We start from the raw sequence: 15,305 nt of genomic DNA, 5'->3' as shown, positions 1-15,305 counted from the left end.
GATATTTTCTAAAATTTTATCATTCCGGTCAACTTTTCGGATTGAATGGCTTCAACGCACTTTTTTAAAATGTCTAATCATAAAAAAGTGCATCTATCATAGTTAAGGACACTACGATAGATGCACGGGTTACTTCAATAATACATTTATATATTAAGATTGTTGTTCTAACACTTCTCGTTCAATGTGTTGCGCGATACCTGGCTCAAGTTGTTCGAGCGCCTGTTCTGAAATTTCACTTGAACGTTTGTAGCGGTTGTTTTTGAATAAACGTTCTGCCTCGTTCAAGCTCTTATCTAAATCATGGTTGTCTTTTCGATAGCGGTTACCGTATTGAATTAAACGTTCAGCGTATACCGCATTAATGAGCACATCGTTCGCTTCATCTTCAAATTTATTCATTTGAAGCACGACTTTGTTCACTTTATCTTTCAATTGTTGCACATTAATTGGTCGCTCACTAAATCGTTTATTGACGTCACGTACTTCATAATCAATTTCATTTTTCAAAATAATGAAACGCTCTGGCACACTCGTTAAGTTTGAAGCAAGTAATCGACGATAAATTTCTTCTTTTTTACTTTGGACACGTAAAATATGTTCTTCTGCCTCTGCTTCATCTTCTCTTAGTGACACGAGGTGATTTTGTAACTTTTCTTGTTTCGCATTAATCACTTCAACATGGTCTTCAATATATTTCAAGTTATCTTGGACTTCGCTGTAACGCACCGATGATTTCGCCATTTCAGATAAAATTTCGTCATACACTGAAATTAAGTTTTGAATCTCATTTTCAAACTGGCGAACGCTTTGAACATCACTTTCATTGATATAATAATTTTCACGCACATATTCAATTTCAGTTTGTAACGTGTAATTCATATCTTTGGCATGGAACAAATCATTTGTAATACGTTCTTTAGATTCTTCTACGGCATTTTTTGATTTCACTTCATGCTCGATTAAGTCATACATATCATCAAGGCGGTCATTAATTTGTAACAATTTGTCATTTGCTTCATCTAACTCAAGGCGACTGATCATCGGTTCAACAAAACTGAGCTCCGTCTTTAAGTCTTGTAATGTACTATCGACTTTCACATGATCTAAATCATAACCTTCTACTTTCAAATCACGTACGCCATATTTAATATCTTGAAATTGACCCGGAAGTTCTTTTTGTGCTTCACGCATTAAATCAGGAATTTCACTCATATCCTCTTTTAAATACGCAATATCTTGATCTAAACCTTGAATATGCGTATGTGCCTCTTGGTAGTTACCTTCAGCTTTTAACGTCTCATACACTTCAAATTCTGGTTCAAAACTTTCAATTTCTTTTTCCAATAAACTTGCTGCTTCACCATATTGATGACGGTTTGCAAGGACATCGCGCTTTAATTTACGGTATTCATCTTTACTTCTTTCATAAATCTCATCGCTCTGTTGATGTATGTCGTACACTTCATCCGCTTGACTAATCAACTCTTGATGTTTCGCTTCGTACTGATCCATTAACGCATGTGCATCATTAATATCCGTTTGAGCTAATGAAAACTTGAATTTATCTAGATTCATTTCTGCTTCATGGATTTTTTCATCTACAGGTGCCAAATAGTTATTTGTTGTGTCAGTCCATGATTGGTTTAATGTATCGTATTGATTTTTTGTTTCACCAGATAAGTGTAACGTTTTCAATTTCTCCAAACTTTCATCATACGACAATGCATTTAACTTTTCTCTTCTCTCTTCAGCAGATTGAATAATCGACCTTTTGTTTGATCGCATGTAAAATAAAACACCGATTGCAATCAAAATAACAATGATAATCGCTAGTATAATATATAATGCCATGTCCACTCGTCTCCTCCTAAATACATAAAACTATTATAACGTAATTTAAGGATGCATTAAAATAAAATCTTAAAATTAATTGCAGTTTTTTGCAGTTCTATCAAAATATCTCAGAAAATTGCGTCGTATTCAAGAGATAGCTTATAATATGGGGTAAATTGATAAGAAAGTGAGTGAATTGAATGACAGAAACAACAGACTATCATCTCTTATCTCGTCAACTTGATGCGATGTTAGATGGAGAAACAGATTTAATCGCAAATTTAAGTAATGCTTCTGCGCTATTAAATGAAAATTTAGCCCAAATTAACTGGGTGGGTTTTTACTTAATAAAAAACGGCGCTTTAATTTTAGGGCCTTTTCAAGGTAAACCGGCATGTGTTCATATCGAAGTCGGAAAAGGCGTATGCGGTACAGCTGTTGCAGAAAATCAAACCCAACGTGTCGCTGATGTGCATGCTTTCCCCGGACATATTGCATGTGATGCGAACAGTCAATCTGAAATCGTTATTCCAATTCATAAAGACGGTGAAGTAATAGGTGTATTAGATATCGACGCCCCTATCACTGCACGTTTTTCTGAAACAGACGAAGCAGGTTTAGAAGACGTCGTAAAAGTGCTGGAAACACATCTTTAAGCCATTAATTCAAAATATGTTTGACTTTTGCGTATAAAATGATACAATATCCTTTGTGTGAATAAACGAAAATAGCAGTTGAATATTGATAGGCGCTATGATGTTCCCAAAGCGGACGTGTCGTGTAACCGGAGCTATGAGGTGAAGACACATAAAACATTATATCCTATTGGGCATTCAACACTCTTTTTTGTTTTTTCATAACAACAAAAAAGAAAAAGGAGGAGTCACATTATGGCTCGATTCAGAGGTTCAAGCTGGAAAAAATCTCGTCGTTTAGGTATCTCATTATCAGGTACTGGTAAAGAATTAGACAAACGTCCTTACGCACCAGGACAACACGGTCCAACTCAACGTAAAAAATTATCTGAGTATGGATTACAATTACGTGAAAAACAAAAATTACGTTACTTATATGGTATGACTGAACGTCAATTCCGTAACACTTTCCAAACTGCTGGAAAACAAGGCGGTATTCATGGTGAAAACTTTATGATCTTACTTGCTAGCCGTTTAGACGCAGTTGTTTATGCTTTAGGTTTAGCGCGTACACGTCGTCAAGCACGTCAATTAGTTGGTCACGGTCACGTAGAAGTTGACGGTAAACGTGTTGACATTCCATCATACACATTAAAACCAGGTCAAGTTGTTACTGTTCGTGAAAAATCACGTAAATTAGCAATCATCGAAGAATCAGTTGAAATCAACAATTTCGTTCCTGACTACTTAGACTTCGATGCTGATAACTTAACAGGTACTTTCGTTCGCCTTCCAGAACGTAGCGAGTTACCAGCTGAAATCAATGAACAATTAATCGTTGAGTACTACTCACGTTAATCTGTCATTTTTCGGACACCAAGTATATATTTATGCTTGGTGTTTTTTTGCGTCTGAAAATGTATAGAAAGACGTCTAGCAAAAAGACCCCTCTCTGATGGGGACAATGGATTGACATTACAAACAAGTCGCTCATGCGTCTCAGTTTCACGTTTAAATTGGTTAGTGTCAGGGTTGCTTACGTCTTTTTGTCACCAACATGACACGATTTGAAAACCTCAAAAGAACAACACCTCACCACAACCATCATCAAAAAACTTATTAATGAAACTGTCATATTGCTTGAAGTCATCTTCTTCATATGACATTGAACGCCCCTCCATATAAATCGCATCATCCGTAATCAATGCAGGTGTCGCATACGACTTCGCATCTGTCACAATTTTTACAATGCCAGTGTGTTTGTCCTTTAATTTCGTTTCACCCAGTGCCACTTTCGTTTGTGCTGCTGCAGGTGTTGCAGTCCCGCCCGTACCCGTATCAGCAAAAAATTGTAAATTGAATTTCATCATCAAATCAACCTTTCTTAATTTAAAAATGTTTTCCACGCTTCATCAGTTTCAAGCTTCGGTGTCGTCACATGATTCCCAACAACATGGCTTTGTGTCGCTTTACTTTCTAACTGACGCTGTACTTCTTGATTCACCATCGAAACAAAGCTATCTACAGCTTCTTTTGTTGCTTCAGCTGTATCTTGAACGACCATATTCAATAAAGATTCAGGGGCTTGCATGCCTGCCTCACTAAACATCGCCATCGCTTCTTGACGCATCTCTTTCGTACGACGTGCCATTTCTTCATTCACACGGTCATTCACTAACTTCAATTGCACTTCAGTCAGTTGTTCGGTATCTTCGACATCTTCAGCCGGAGCGTCACTCACATTAGCTTGTTCTGCCACTGCTTCGCCTTCTGTACCTGCATCACTAAAAAACTGTAAGCTTAACTTTAACCATTGTTCTTTCATATTTCGCACCTCATTTAAATCTACTCTTGCAAGTTTTATGTCATTGCATGGTTTGGACTACACTTGCATCTTTTAACGCCATAAGCATGGTTTGGGCATAAAAAATAGCCACTGCAGCACAGTCGCTTAAAATTGAGTAATCGAGTAGGAGAATAGCCATTAACTAACTATTCGTCCTCTCACACCACCGAGCATACGGTTCCGTACTCGGCGGTTCAATACCTTGCGTAAGCCAACTCTGCAAGCTGGGCTAATGGTATCAGTCCCCACTTGTAGAGTTGTTTTGTTGTAAGTGCACGATGAACCTCATGCGTATTCGATAATCGCCAGTACTTTTTGCGAGACTGTGCGATTTTCATTGCACTTCTATGGTCAAGACCATATTGGCGTAACATCTTATATTGAGTTCTTACTCTTTTCCACCGTTTAAGAATGAGTTGTCTAAGTCGGCGGTTTAGCCAAGATTGCGTAGTTTCAATAAATCCTTTGATAAAACCTCTGCCAAAGTAATTTATCCAACCTCGTGTTACTTGGTTGATTTCAGTGATAATCTCTTTAAAGGTACCAGGTCTATTTCGTTTCGTTATTTTCCTTAAGGCGCGTATTAAATTTCTTTTTGCTTCCGTAGTCGGTCTGAAACAATAAACCCCATTGACCTTGGTTATTAGACAACTCAAAAACTTTAAACGTGTAACTGCTCCGACTCTACTTTTCTCTTCATTGACAACCAACTTCAGTTGCTTTTCAATAAATTTCGTTACACTCGTCATTACGCGTTCACCTGCACGTTTTGTGCGTACAAAGATAACAAAATCATCGGCATATCGTACAAAACGGTGTCCACGCTTTTCGAGTTCTTTATCCAGTTCATGTAGATAGATATTACATAGTAAGGGAGAGATAACGCCCCCTTGTGGCGCACCTATCTTTCTTTCTGCGACTTCGCCAGATAGGTCAATAGCACCCACTTGTAAACTTCTACGGATAAATTTAGAAATTGACTTATCTTGAACGTGGCGTTCGAACAAATACATGAGCTTATCATGATTCAACATGTCAAAGCACTGTTTCAAATCACAATCCACAGCTATTTTATAGCCTTCTTCGTAATAGGCAGCACATTGCTTAAGTGCTGTTCCTGTGCTACGATGAGGTCTGAAACCATGGCTATGATTTGAAAATGTTCGGTCGATGCCGGGTTCAATCACTTGTCTAATCGCTTGTTGTATCACTCTGTCTCTAGCGACAGGAATACCAAGCACACGCATTTTCCCGTTTGGTTTGGGAATTTGAACTTTTCGAACTGCTTGAGGTTGATAAGTACCATCAAGCAGTTTCTTTTTTATCTGCGAAAAGTATTGCGCAAAGTGGGCATGGAGTTCACTGACTTTCATGCCGTCAATTCCAGGAGCACCTTTGTTTTTCTTTACCTTCTTGATAGCTTTTTCTATGTTGTCAGGTCTTACAACAAGCTCCATCAGAGATGAAGACTTACGATACATTTCTTTCATTTCACCTAAGATTTACTGTACACACTTATGTATTCTTTTTCGTTCCACTACTTATCCTTCCATAAGTTGCCGGTTAAGACCGTATTCTGTACGTCGTAAATCTATAACCTCCAATCTTTACTTTGTATTGAATATTGTTCAGTCCTTCGGTACATTTTCCCTACTATGACTTCTGCTGACTTCTCATCATTCGTTGTTACTACGGTAGAAATACCGCTGATGAGACCTCCCCGGGTAAGGTGTAACCCCTTTCCACTCATGTCACCGCATCATTTACTATATAGAACTCGGGTAGTATAGGACTTCATCTTGTTTAGCAGATTCATCCATTCCACATAGCCTTAGTATGATGTTTCTGTTCGTCAGTGCGAGTGTTTGCGTCCGACTTCCTTCAGATTCCACTTCACAATGGACACCCTTGTCTTTCGCTAACAGTTCCTACTACCAAGCCTGTAACGGACTTTCACCGTCAAGGTGTTACCCATGCCGAGCGCACTAAAAAGAGCACCAGGATGATTGATTTACTGTTTCATCCGGTGCTTATTCTAAAATTTCAATTGATTTAATTTCACTTTCATCGAAATCATATAACCCTATACCATCATCGAAGTGTATAGAATTCTCTCCACTGTTATTAGCTATTTCATCTTCAAAATTTGTAACTTTACCCACAAATTTTTTACCATTCATCAATTCTACAATTGCATTTTCTCCTACATATGTCCACAATTTCATTGTGCCTCATCCTTTCCGTTCGGTATAACATGGGTGCCTGTTTTTGAATAGTGTACAGTCCCTAATCTTGTTTCTATAAATCTACCGTCCATATAATCTTTTCCTATAACCCTGCCAAAATCAATGACTTCTTTGTTCTTCCATTCACCTGTGTCACTAGTGATTAAACGACCCTTACCAGCTTTTTGAATTATTAACGCATTGAGTTCATCATTGTCTAATATCGTAAAGCTTGGTATTGGAAGCCCTTTTTGTAAATTCTTTTTCTTATATGCTTCATACAATTGATGACCTAACTGGTGTCGGTTCTGTTTATCTACGTTTAATTCTTTTTTTATTTTACCATTTTCAAGAGCTTCCGTCATGTCTTCTTTAGCTAATTTTTGTAAAACTTCTTTGTACTCAACCCTGTACTTCCCTTGTCTATCCTTGAAGAACTTGTCACGCCAGTTCCCTACATGTGGCACTGTCGTACTTCGACAATGGGGATGCATCGGCGGGGCATTGACACCAGGCACCATGTCTTTCACTTTAAAAACTTTTTTATCATAATGACGACAGATTTTAGACGTCTTTTCATCACGTTTCGCCACAAACTCATATTCCGCATCGTCGCCCATCGTTTCTAAATAGTGCATTTTCTGTGCTTCCGTTTGGACGCGTGCAGCTTCGGTAATCAATAGCCTTTTTGTATTAGCGACTGTCTGCTTCTGTTTCTTACGTATCTCCGGCACAAACTCATACGGATGACGCCCACGTAACATCACATGGCTTGCCATCCGCTCAACATCTTTTCTGAGTTCATCTTGATTATTCCAAAGTCGCTCAGACCAATTCAGCTTGCCAAAGTTAGAATACACAATCGCTTCAACATCTGACTGCTTCACATGCACATCCGCACCTAAAATACCTGCTTGATGTTTCAGTGTACGTGTCACGCTATCTTGTAAGTGATGATTCACCACTTTCTCTTGTTCCGCATAGGCTTTCGTCACAATCAAACCGAGCTCATGCTTTAACAACTGCTCACGATTCACATACATGGTCGTGTTATAACGCTTTAGCTCTTCATTCGCTTTTTCACTAAAGTCTTTATTCTCCACATAGGCTTTTGCTTGCATTTGAAACATTTCAACATCGAACGCATCCACAATCTTTTTCGCTTCTCGCCAGTCAATCCCCTCAATTGTAAGCTTAACTTTAACCATTGTTCTTCCATATTCTCGCACCTCATTTAAATCTACTCTTGCAAGTTTAATGTCATTGCATGGTTTGGACTACACTTGCACCTTTTAACGCCATAAACTATGAGCATCATTAACTCTCGTTTTCGTGTGCGATTTATAAATATGAAACCGCAATGTTCGATTCAAATATAGTTTTAATACGAGTACCTCATGACTTAACCTACAAATTTAAATCCCCATATAGAATGTGCTCTTTTTACATCACGCTCTATTTCCTCTATACTGATAATTAACTTAATAAAGGAGGCTTGCAGGACTGATGAAAGTTTTTAATGAAGCAACAGTGAAAAATACGTATCATATGTCTAATGCGATTAATGACATTGAACAATTATTTACAGATATGGATGGCATAAATCTCGCTCAACGAACAGTGATTCCAACGGGTGAAGGTGCAAAATCGATGCTCTACATGCCTTGTGTCCATACAGGACGTCAACTTGGTATTGTGAAAATCACTTCGATTACGCCAGAAAATCCACAAAATGGCCGTCCAACGACACAAGGTAACATTATTGTGACTGACCTTGAAACTGGCGAACATGTGGCAAGTTTGGATGGGAGTTATTTAACTCGTCTACGTACAGGCGCGCTCAGTGGGATTGCGACCAAATATTTGAGCCGTGAAAACGCTACTACTTTAGGTATGATTGGTACAGGTGGTATGGCGTATGAACAACTCCTCGCTAATATTGAAGTACGTAACATTGATCATGTCGTACTATATAACCGTACAACAGCTAAAGCAGAAGATTTTAAAACGCGTATTACCGAGGCGTTTCCAAATCTCAAAGTTGAAGTAGTGGACGATGTTAAATCTTTAGTTGAACAAGCTGATATTATCAACTGTCAAACGCAATCTTCTGAACCAGTATTTGATGCGGACACGATTCAACCGGGTACACATATTAATGGTATCGGTTCATACAGACCTGATATGAAAGAAATCGACAATCGCATTTTACCGAAAGCAGATAAAGTCTTTTTTGATGATATTGAAGGTGTCAAAGAAGAAGCTGGTGAAATCATTGAAGCCAATGAAAAAGGCATTTTTAAATTTGAAGATGTTGATGGTGATTTAAAAGCATTGTCACTAAATGGCAAACTCCAACGTACAGACGATGAGAGTATTACAGTTTTCAAATGCGTAGGTGCAGCTTATTTTGACCTTGCTGTCGCATTGGGTGCATACGAACGCTTAATTCAACAATAATGATTCAAGGGCAACGCATCTTTTAATCCGATGTGTCGCCCTTGTTTTATTATAACTTAAATAATCTATTCGGGGCATCGGAAATCAGTCCGTCTACCCCCAATGTAATGAGCCGTTTCGCATCTTCCACACGATTCACGGTGTAAGGCATCACCTTTAACCCTTGCTGATGCGCCCGCTTCATAAACTTTTTATTAATCAATTTATAGTTTGGATTGGCAAAATCTGCATACGTCACAAATTCCTCAAATGGCGGTTGTTTAAAACGATATTGTCGTAAACTGAGTAACACACCTAATCGAATATACGGGACCATTTGGTGAAGCTTTTGAACACTTTGTTGATCGAATGATTGTAAAATAATCCGGTTAAATGGAAAGTGATGTTGCTTAATCGTCGCAATAATCTCTTCCTCTATACCTGGATATTGCTTTGGTTTTTTTATTTCGATGAGCAATGTTTTAGAATAATTTTTCGCTAACGTCAACACCTCATCAAATGTCATAATGGCTTCAGGTTGACACCCTTCTTTCCAACTTCCAAAATCATACGTACGTAATTCATCTAGTGTAAAATCACGAATGGCACCTGAATGGTTAGAAGTACGGTCAATTGTATCATCATGGATAGCCACGAGAACTTGATCTTTAGTCATATGTAAATCTATTTCTAACATGTCGATATGCTTCCCTAACGCGGCTTGATAAGCTGAACGCGTGTTTTCGGGATATATGTTTGAAAGACCACGATGCGCAATCACTTGAAAGTCTTTCGTTGGTTTCGTCAATTTGGTCATAAGAGTCTTCCTTTCAATTCTATCTTCTTTCTACTACACTTAACTTAACATATATGATGAAGGAGTGAAGTATTTTGATTGAACACCAATTTCCAGTACAAGTCACATGGCAAGGTGGCCGCAATGAAGTCGGCCAAGTGCAAGGTGACGTTATTCAACATCCCGTCTCAATTCCCGCTTCACTCGGTGGGGTCGGGACAGGAACGAATCCTGACGAACTACTCGTGAGCGCCGCAGCAAGTTGTATGACGATTTCTTTAGCGGCTACGTTAGAACGCGCCCATCTCACTGCGGTAAAAATTCAAATGAACAGTTACGGCGAAGCACAATTTGATGGGCAACGTTTTAAAATGAAACGTATTGTACATGAGCCTACGATTGATGTGCAAGATGTCACGCAACAAGCGCAACTAAAAAAACGCTTACCGAAACTGATTGCGACTGCGGATAAAAATTGTATGATCTCCAACTGTATCAGAGGTAATGTCGACATCGAAGTGCATCCTACTGTCATTGTAGCCGCTAAACATTAATTTCAAACCATACTGAGTGATGTTTCGTATGCTCAGTATGGTGCCTTTAAAAGCATTTTTCTTCAAATTGCATGATGATTTACAAAATTTTCACATCTTCTATCTATTAATATGTCAGAAAATTTGGTAAAATGTAAAAATATTACTGTAGGAGGTTTTCTATGTATACCCATCATTCATTACTATTAACACCTGGTCCTACCCCTATCCCCCAACGTATCCAAGCCGCAATGAATTTACCCATGGTGGGGCATCGTTCACCTGACTTTGAACAAATTGCTGAAACTGCATTTCGTTCATTAAAACCGATTTTCGGCAGCCAACATGATGTCATGATTTTAACGTCGAGTGGTACGAGTGCACTAGAAGCGAGCATGTTGAACATTGTCAATCCTGATGATCATATTGTCGTTATTGTGTCGGGTGCATTTGGTCATCGTTTCAAACAAATTGCAGAAACGTATTACGAACACGTACATGTCCTTCAAGTTGAATGGGGTCAAGCGCTCGATGTCAACGAAGTGATTACAACGATTGAAAATCTTGATGTGCCAATTACTGCGGTATTCACACAATATTGTGAAACATCGACAGCTGTCCTTCACCCTGTAGCTGAACTCGGGCATGCGTTGAAAGCACTCGATGACAACATTTATTTCGTCGTTGATGGTGTAAGTTGTATCGGTGCAGTGGATGTTGACCTTGAACGCGATCAAATCGATGTCCTCGTTTCTGGTAGTCAAAAAGCGCTTATGTTGCCTCCGGGTGTCGCATTTGTAGCGTATAATGATCGCGCATTGGCACGTTTTAAATCAGTAACGACACCACGTTTTTATTTAGACTTAGCGAAACATCACGCTTCATTAGGCGCACATTCAACGCCATTCACGCCTAACGTATCGACTTTCAGAGGGGTCGTTGAATATGGCCACATGGTTGAAGAAGAAGGATTTGAACACGTCATTCAACGACACTACTTGATTAGAGATGCCGTGCGTGCGGCATTACGACAATTAGATTTAGATTTACTTGTTGCCGATGATTATGCATCCCCTACTGTCACAGCCTTTATACCGAAAGACGAAGCAGAATTAAAACAGATTAAAAATGAATTAAAGTCTCAATTCAACATTACGATTGCAGGGGGCCAAGGCAAATTAAAAGGCCGCATTTTGCGCGTCGGTCACATGGGCTTTATCTCGCCTTTTGATTTATTACCTTTTATCGCAGCACTCGAAGTTATTTTAACTCAGTATCGTCAGCATTCGTATATCGGTACTGCAACAAAAGTATTTTTGGAGGTTATTCATCATGAGTTATAAAGTTTTAGTCGCGGATCCCATTTCAGTAGAAGGTTTAAAAAGTTTAAATGACGATGCAGATTTTGAAGTCGTCCACCAAACAGGTTTATCTGAAACAGAATTAATCGATACTATTCAAGACTATGATGCTTTAATTGTTCGAAGCCAAACGACTGTAACTGCCGACATTTTGAAAGCAGGCCAAAAATTGAAAGTCGTTGCACGTGCGGGTGTCGGTGTTGATAATATCGATACGGAAACTGCGACAAAAGAAGGCATTATCGTCATTAACGCCCCTGATGGCAATACAATTTCAGCAACCGAGCATTCAGTTGCAATGATTTTAAGTATGGCACGAAATATTCCACAAGCCCACGCTTCACTCAGTAATGGTGAATGGGATCGTAAAACATTTCGTGGGACTGAATTGTATCAAAAAACGCTCGGTGTCATTGGTACAGGGCGTATCGGTACTGGTGTTGCGAAACGTTTGCAAAGCTTTGGGATGCGTGTTTTAGCATATGATCCCTATTTAAGTGAAGAAAAAGCGAAAGAGTTAGAATTTACGAGAGCAACAGTGGATGAAATCGCACAACAAGCAGACTTTGTGACAGTGCATACACCCCTTACTGAAAAAACAAGAGGTATCGTTAACGCCAACTTTTTCAATCAAGCAAAACCAAATTTGCAAATTATTAACGTGGCACGCGGGGGAATCATTGATGAAAATGCATTAATTGAAGCGTTAGATCAAAATAAAATTGCCGGTGCTGCTTTGGATGTCTTTGAAAACGAACCTGCTATTGATTCACCTGTAACGAAACACCCAAAAATCATTGTCACGCCTCATTTAGGTGCTTCTACACTTGAGGCGCAAGAAAAAGTGGCAGTGTCTGTCGCGCAAGAAATTATCGACATTATCAAACATGAAAATGTCGCCAATGCGGTCAATGCGCCAAGTGGTGTATTTAATGAAGATGAAGAACTTAAACCGTTTGTCGATTTGGCTAAAACAACAGGTAAAGTCGGCATTCAACTCCTTCCAAAAGCCCCTCGTACGCTTAAAATTACATATGCGGGCGATATTGCGTTAGATGATACAAGTCTCATCACGCGAACACTCGTTAAAGGTGTACTCGAACAAGATATGGGCGATCACGTGAACTTAATTAACGCACTCGTGTTATTAAATGAACAAAACGTGACGTATACAATCGAAAAAACGAAAAAGAAAAAAGGATTCAGTAACTATATCGAGCTAGAACTCATCAATAAAGGTGATGTGGTGAAAATTGGTGCAACCGTATTAAACGGTTTTGGTCCACGTATTGTACGGATTAATGATTATCCTGTTGACTTTAAACCGGAACGTTATCAGCTCGTCATTCATCATTTTGACCGTCCTGGTATTGTCGGTAAAACAGGACAAATTTTAGGTGAGCACGATGTCAACATTGCTTCTATGCATTTAGGCCGTTCTCAAATTGGTGGCGATGCGATGATGATTTTATCCATCGACCATCCGATTAACGAGGCTGTTCGTGAAGCATTATTAGAAATTGACGGCTTCCAAAACGTTTTACAAGTCACTTTAGATGAATCATAAATCCATGAATAGATAGAGGCTGGGAAAACTTGTGTCCCAACCTCTTCCTATTTTTATAATAATATTGCTCTAATGTCTAACACATTGTCGACAATTATTTCTGCGCCGTGTTCCCTTAATTCTGCTTCGGCGGACTTCCCTTTCAATCCTGTCAATGTCCCGATAAATTGCGCATTAACTGTTTGCGCACTGAACAAATCCGCAAGCGAGTCGCCTACAATCGTGACTGTTTCGGGATTCATTCGGTTCGTTTGTTTTGTAGCATAATCATAATAATCTTGCTTTTGATTACCGTTGAATGCTGCAATATAACTAAATGGATTCGGCTTTCCTAATGGTTTTAATTCCGGATATCGCGATTCCACCTCTAACACTTCACTCGCTGAAACGATAAAAGTATCATCAAAATATGACAATAAATCCAATGTTTCAAAAGGAACAAGCGTTTCTGTTCGTGGTCGCCCTGTCGCAATAGCCAGTTGATAACCTGCCGTTTTTAAATCTGTTAACAATTGTTTAATTGCCTCTATCGGTGCCAATGCGATTTCATGATATATGTATCCGCTCTTATAATCTGTTTTCGCTGCTTTCTGCTCAACTTCTTCATAGAGTGCTGTCCCTAAATACCACTCTTGATAAATCTCTTGTGATAGCTGCCATAACGGACTGCTAATATCAAAAAGTGTTGCTTCGTCCACATTAAGTTCTGTCATCGCATAACTTTGTAGTGATTGATAAATTTGTGAACGCCCTTCTGTAGCATTTTCAATAAATTGAAGTGGTCGCTCATGATCGATATCGCTATTAGTAAGCTGTTGACCGACTTTACGCAAAGTTGTTTCATCAAATTGTGCGTTATTTAAAACATTTAAACGTGCCTCGTCTGTTAACTGTTTTAAACATTCAATGAAATGTACCGAAAACACAACAAATAACATATCCCAGTTTGAATTTATCCCCATTGATTTTAATCGGTTTAAAATCACATCGTTTTTAAATAAGGTCGCACGAATTTCAGTAATTTGCGCATCCGTTAATTGTGCTAAATCTACATGTGACTTTAACCCCAAATAATCCGTACTATATAATAGTTCATACACCGTTAAAGCTGAAACATCGAAACAACGTGATTCATCTAAAAACACGCCATCTACGTCAAAAAGTATCGCTTTCGTCATACCTAGACCCTCCATTGCAGAAAATTCAGATAAAAACATTATAACATGAATTACTTGAGATGCCTAAACACGATTGTACACACACAACACTTTCCACCTTGTTACGGTACAATCATTCATGTGAAACTACAGCACAATCAAATTTGATATTGCATCGAAAAATAAAATAGCGATACAAGTCATCACAACTCATATCGCTTTTTCATCTTATTTACTTCTTACAAAAGCATTTAATTCTTCTTGCAACTGCTTCGTACGCGCACTAATTTGCTGCGTCACATAGTCCACTTTCTCTTGACGATTCAAATCTTTTGGAAAATCTGTCGTATCAATCGGTTCACCAAATTTAATGTAAGCTTTGCCAGTAAATAAACCGATCAATTTTGTTGGGCCGACATAGGCAGCTGGTAAAATCGGTTGTTTCGCTAGGATCGCAATCGTTGCAGCACCACGTTTTAAAGGTGTTTCTCCTGTCGTACGATGACCTTGTGGAAAAATACCTACAATTTTATTGTCTTTTAACAATTTTACCGGTGTTTTCAAAGTACTTGGCCCTGGATTTTCACGATTCACTGGAAAGGCATTTAATCGTGTTAATAATCCGCCAAACCATTTGTTTTTAAATAACTCTTGCTTTGCCATGTAGTGAATTTGATTTGGCAATAATGATACACTTAACAATAAGATTTCGTTATAACTTTCATGATTACACGTCACGACATAACGATTCGTCTTAGGTTGATATCCTCGCCCTATCACCTCTAAATTTTTTAATACTTTCACTACGATAAGCTCAATGATTTTCCCGATAATATGATATAACATGTTCACACCTGCTTTTATTTTAGATTAATCCTTTAAATTCTATCATCTCCTTATCTTTTCAACA

General features: G+C 38.6%; 15 protein-coding genes. 6 read left to right on the top strand and 9 right to left on the bottom strand.

Features of this window, described 5'->3' with window-relative positions; all coding sequences use genetic code 11:
- Positions 1-153 precede the first annotated feature (153 nt).
- The gene (gene ezrA / locus GZH82_RS06370) at positions 154-1,854 is read right to left on the bottom strand and encodes a septation ring formation regulator EzrA (protein ID WP_162681770.1); all 1,701 of its coding nucleotides are present in this window, start codon (positions 1,852-1,854) and stop codon (positions 154-156) included.
- Positions 1,855-2,036: 182 nt separating this feature from the next.
- Between ezrA and GZH82_RS06365 the strand changes: the two genes are divergently transcribed.
- The gene (locus tag GZH82_RS06365) at positions 2,037-2,492 is read left to right on the top strand and encodes a GAF domain-containing protein (protein WP_162681769.1); all 456 of its coding nucleotides are present in this window, start codon (positions 2,037-2,039) and stop codon (positions 2,490-2,492) included.
- Between the two features lie 234 nt (positions 2,493-2,726).
- Entirely contained in the window at positions 2,727-3,329 is a 603-nt protein-coding gene (gene rpsD / locus GZH82_RS06360) for a 30S ribosomal protein S4 (protein WP_162681768.1), read from the top strand.
- 218 nt (positions 3,330-3,547) lie between these two features.
- On the opposite strand, the gene GZH82_RS06355 is transcribed toward rpsD, so the two are convergent.
- The 5 genes from GZH82_RS06355 to GZH82_RS06335 all read right to left on the bottom strand — a co-directional run bounded on the left by GZH82_RS06355 (position 3,548) and on the right by GZH82_RS06335 (position 7,750).
- Positions 3,548-3,841 carry a hypothetical protein gene (locus GZH82_RS06355; protein WP_162681767.1) on the bottom strand — a complete coding sequence of 98 codons (294 nt, stop codon included), beginning with the start codon at positions 3,839-3,841 and terminating at the stop codon, positions 3,548-3,550.
- A gap of 14 nt (positions 3,842-3,855) precedes the next feature.
- Entirely contained in the window at positions 3,856-4,296 is a 441-nt protein-coding gene (locus GZH82_RS06350; RefSeq protein WP_162681766.1) for a capsid assembly scaffolding protein Gp46 family protein, read from the bottom strand.
- A 215-nt stretch (positions 4,297-4,511) separates the two neighbouring features.
- Positions 4,512-5,798, bottom strand: a complete 1,287-nt coding sequence (ltrA, locus tag GZH82_RS06345; RefSeq protein ID WP_162683006.1) for a group II intron reverse transcriptase/maturase — start codon at positions 5,796-5,798, stop codon at positions 4,512-4,514.
- Between the two features lie 549 nt (positions 5,799-6,347).
- The gene (locus tag GZH82_RS06340) at positions 6,348-6,542 is read right to left on the bottom strand and encodes an LSM domain protein (RefSeq protein WP_162681679.1); all 195 of its coding nucleotides are present in this window, start codon (positions 6,540-6,542) and stop codon (positions 6,348-6,350) included.
- Positions 6,539-7,750, bottom strand: coding sequence for a minor capsid protein (locus tag GZH82_RS06335; protein WP_238989672.1), 1,212 nt, complete (start codon positions 7,748-7,750; stop codon positions 6,539-6,541). The genes GZH82_RS06340 and GZH82_RS06335 overlap by 4 nt, the downstream gene beginning before the upstream one ends.
- 298 nt (positions 7,751-8,048) lie before the next feature.
- Between GZH82_RS06335 and GZH82_RS06330 the strand changes: the two genes are divergently transcribed.
- Positions 8,049-9,002, top strand: a complete 954-nt coding sequence (locus tag GZH82_RS06330) for an ornithine cyclodeaminase family protein (RefSeq protein ID WP_162681765.1) — start codon at positions 8,049-8,051, stop codon at positions 9,000-9,002.
- Between the two features lie 49 nt (positions 9,003-9,051).
- On the opposite strand, the gene GZH82_RS06325 is transcribed toward GZH82_RS06330, so the two are convergent.
- A complete protein-coding gene (locus tag GZH82_RS06325) occupies positions 9,052-9,798 on the bottom strand; it encodes a glycerophosphodiester phosphodiesterase (RefSeq protein ID WP_162681764.1) in 747 nt (248 codons plus the stop codon).
- 74 nt (positions 9,799-9,872) lie between these two features.
- On the opposite strand from GZH82_RS06325, the gene GZH82_RS06320 reads away from it, so the two are divergent.
- The 3 genes from GZH82_RS06320 (at position 9,873) to serA (ending at position 13,238) form a co-directional block, all read left to right on the top strand.
- Positions 9,873-10,331 (top strand): SACOL1771 family peroxiredoxin, encoded by a 459-nt coding sequence (locus tag GZH82_RS06320; RefSeq protein WP_162681763.1) that lies wholly within the window; start codon positions 9,873-9,875, stop codon positions 10,329-10,331.
- Between the two features lie 161 nt (positions 10,332-10,492).
- Positions 10,493-11,653, top strand: a complete 1,161-nt coding sequence (locus GZH82_RS06315) for a pyridoxal-phosphate-dependent aminotransferase family protein (RefSeq protein WP_162681762.1) — start codon at positions 10,493-10,495, stop codon at positions 11,651-11,653.
- Complete coding sequence (gene serA / locus GZH82_RS06310; protein ID WP_162681761.1) at positions 11,643-13,238, top strand: phosphoglycerate dehydrogenase; 1,596 nt, start codon at positions 11,643-11,645, stop codon at positions 13,236-13,238. Before GZH82_RS06315 ends, serA begins: the two co-directional genes overlap by 11 nt.
- 53 nt (positions 13,239-13,291) lie before the next feature.
- On the opposite strand, the gene GZH82_RS06305 is transcribed toward serA, so the two are convergent.
- Both GZH82_RS06305 and GZH82_RS06300 read right to left on the bottom strand, forming a co-directional pair.
- Positions 13,292-14,416, bottom strand: coding sequence for an HAD family hydrolase (locus tag GZH82_RS06305; protein ID WP_162681760.1), 1,125 nt, complete (start codon positions 14,414-14,416; stop codon positions 13,292-13,294).
- Positions 14,417-14,623: 207 nt separating this feature from the next.
- A complete protein-coding gene (locus tag GZH82_RS06300; protein ID WP_162681759.1) occupies positions 14,624-15,241 on the bottom strand; it encodes a lysophospholipid acyltransferase family protein in 618 nt (205 codons plus the stop codon).
- Positions 15,242-15,305 lie beyond the last annotated feature (64 nt).

The sequence above is a fragment of the Staphylococcus sp. MI 10-1553 genome, from assembly GCF_010365305.1.
GTDB lineage: Bacteria > Bacillota > Bacilli > Staphylococcales > Staphylococcaceae > Staphylococcus.
This window is presented reverse-complemented; position numbering and strand designations above follow the sequence as displayed.

Excerpts from the sequence above, each read along its gene's own strand:
- ezrA (WP_162681770.1), bottom strand. The coding sequence starts at position 1,854 with ATGGCATTATATATTATACTAGCGATTATCATTGTTATTTTGATTGCA.
- GZH82_RS06365 (WP_162681769.1), top strand. The coding sequence starts at position 2,037 with ATGACAGAAACAACAGACTATCATCTCTTATCTCGTCAACTTGATGCG.
- rpsD (WP_162681768.1), top strand. The coding sequence starts at position 2,727 with ATGGCTCGATTCAGAGGTTCAAGCTGGAAAAAATCTCGTCGTTTAGGT.
- GZH82_RS06355 (WP_162681767.1), bottom strand. The coding sequence starts at position 3,841 with ATGATGAAATTCAATTTACAATTTTTTGCTGATACGGGTACGGGCGGG.
- GZH82_RS06350 (WP_162681766.1), bottom strand. The coding sequence starts at position 4,296 with ATGAAAGAACAATGGTTAAAGTTAAGCTTACAGTTTTTTAGTGATGCA.
- ltrA (WP_162683006.1), bottom strand. The coding sequence starts at position 5,798 with ATGTATCGTAAGTCTTCATCTCTGATGGAGCTTGTTGTAAGACCTGAC.
- GZH82_RS06340 (WP_162681679.1), bottom strand. The coding sequence starts at position 6,542 with ATGAAATTGTGGACATATGTAGGAGAAAATGCAATTGTAGAATTGATG.
- GZH82_RS06335 (WP_238989672.1), bottom strand. The coding sequence starts at position 7,750 with ATGGTTAAAGTTAAGCTTACAATTGAGGGGATTGACTGGCGAGAAGCG.
- GZH82_RS06330 (WP_162681765.1), top strand. The coding sequence starts at position 8,049 with ATGAAAGTTTTTAATGAAGCAACAGTGAAAAATACGTATCATATGTCT.
- GZH82_RS06325 (WP_162681764.1), bottom strand. The coding sequence starts at position 9,798 with ATGACCAAATTGACGAAACCAACGAAAGACTTTCAAGTGATTGCGCAT.
- GZH82_RS06315 (WP_162681762.1), top strand. The coding sequence starts at position 10,493 with ATGTATACCCATCATTCATTACTATTAACACCTGGTCCTACCCCTATC.
- serA (WP_162681761.1), top strand. The coding sequence starts at position 11,643 with ATGAGTTATAAAGTTTTAGTCGCGGATCCCATTTCAGTAGAAGGTTTA.
- GZH82_RS06305 (WP_162681760.1), bottom strand. The coding sequence starts at position 14,416 with ATGACGAAAGCGATACTTTTTGACGTAGATGGCGTGTTTTTAGATGAA.
- GZH82_RS06300 (WP_162681759.1), bottom strand. The coding sequence starts at position 15,241 with ATGTTATATCATATTATCGGGAAAATCATTGAGCTTATCGTAGTGAAA.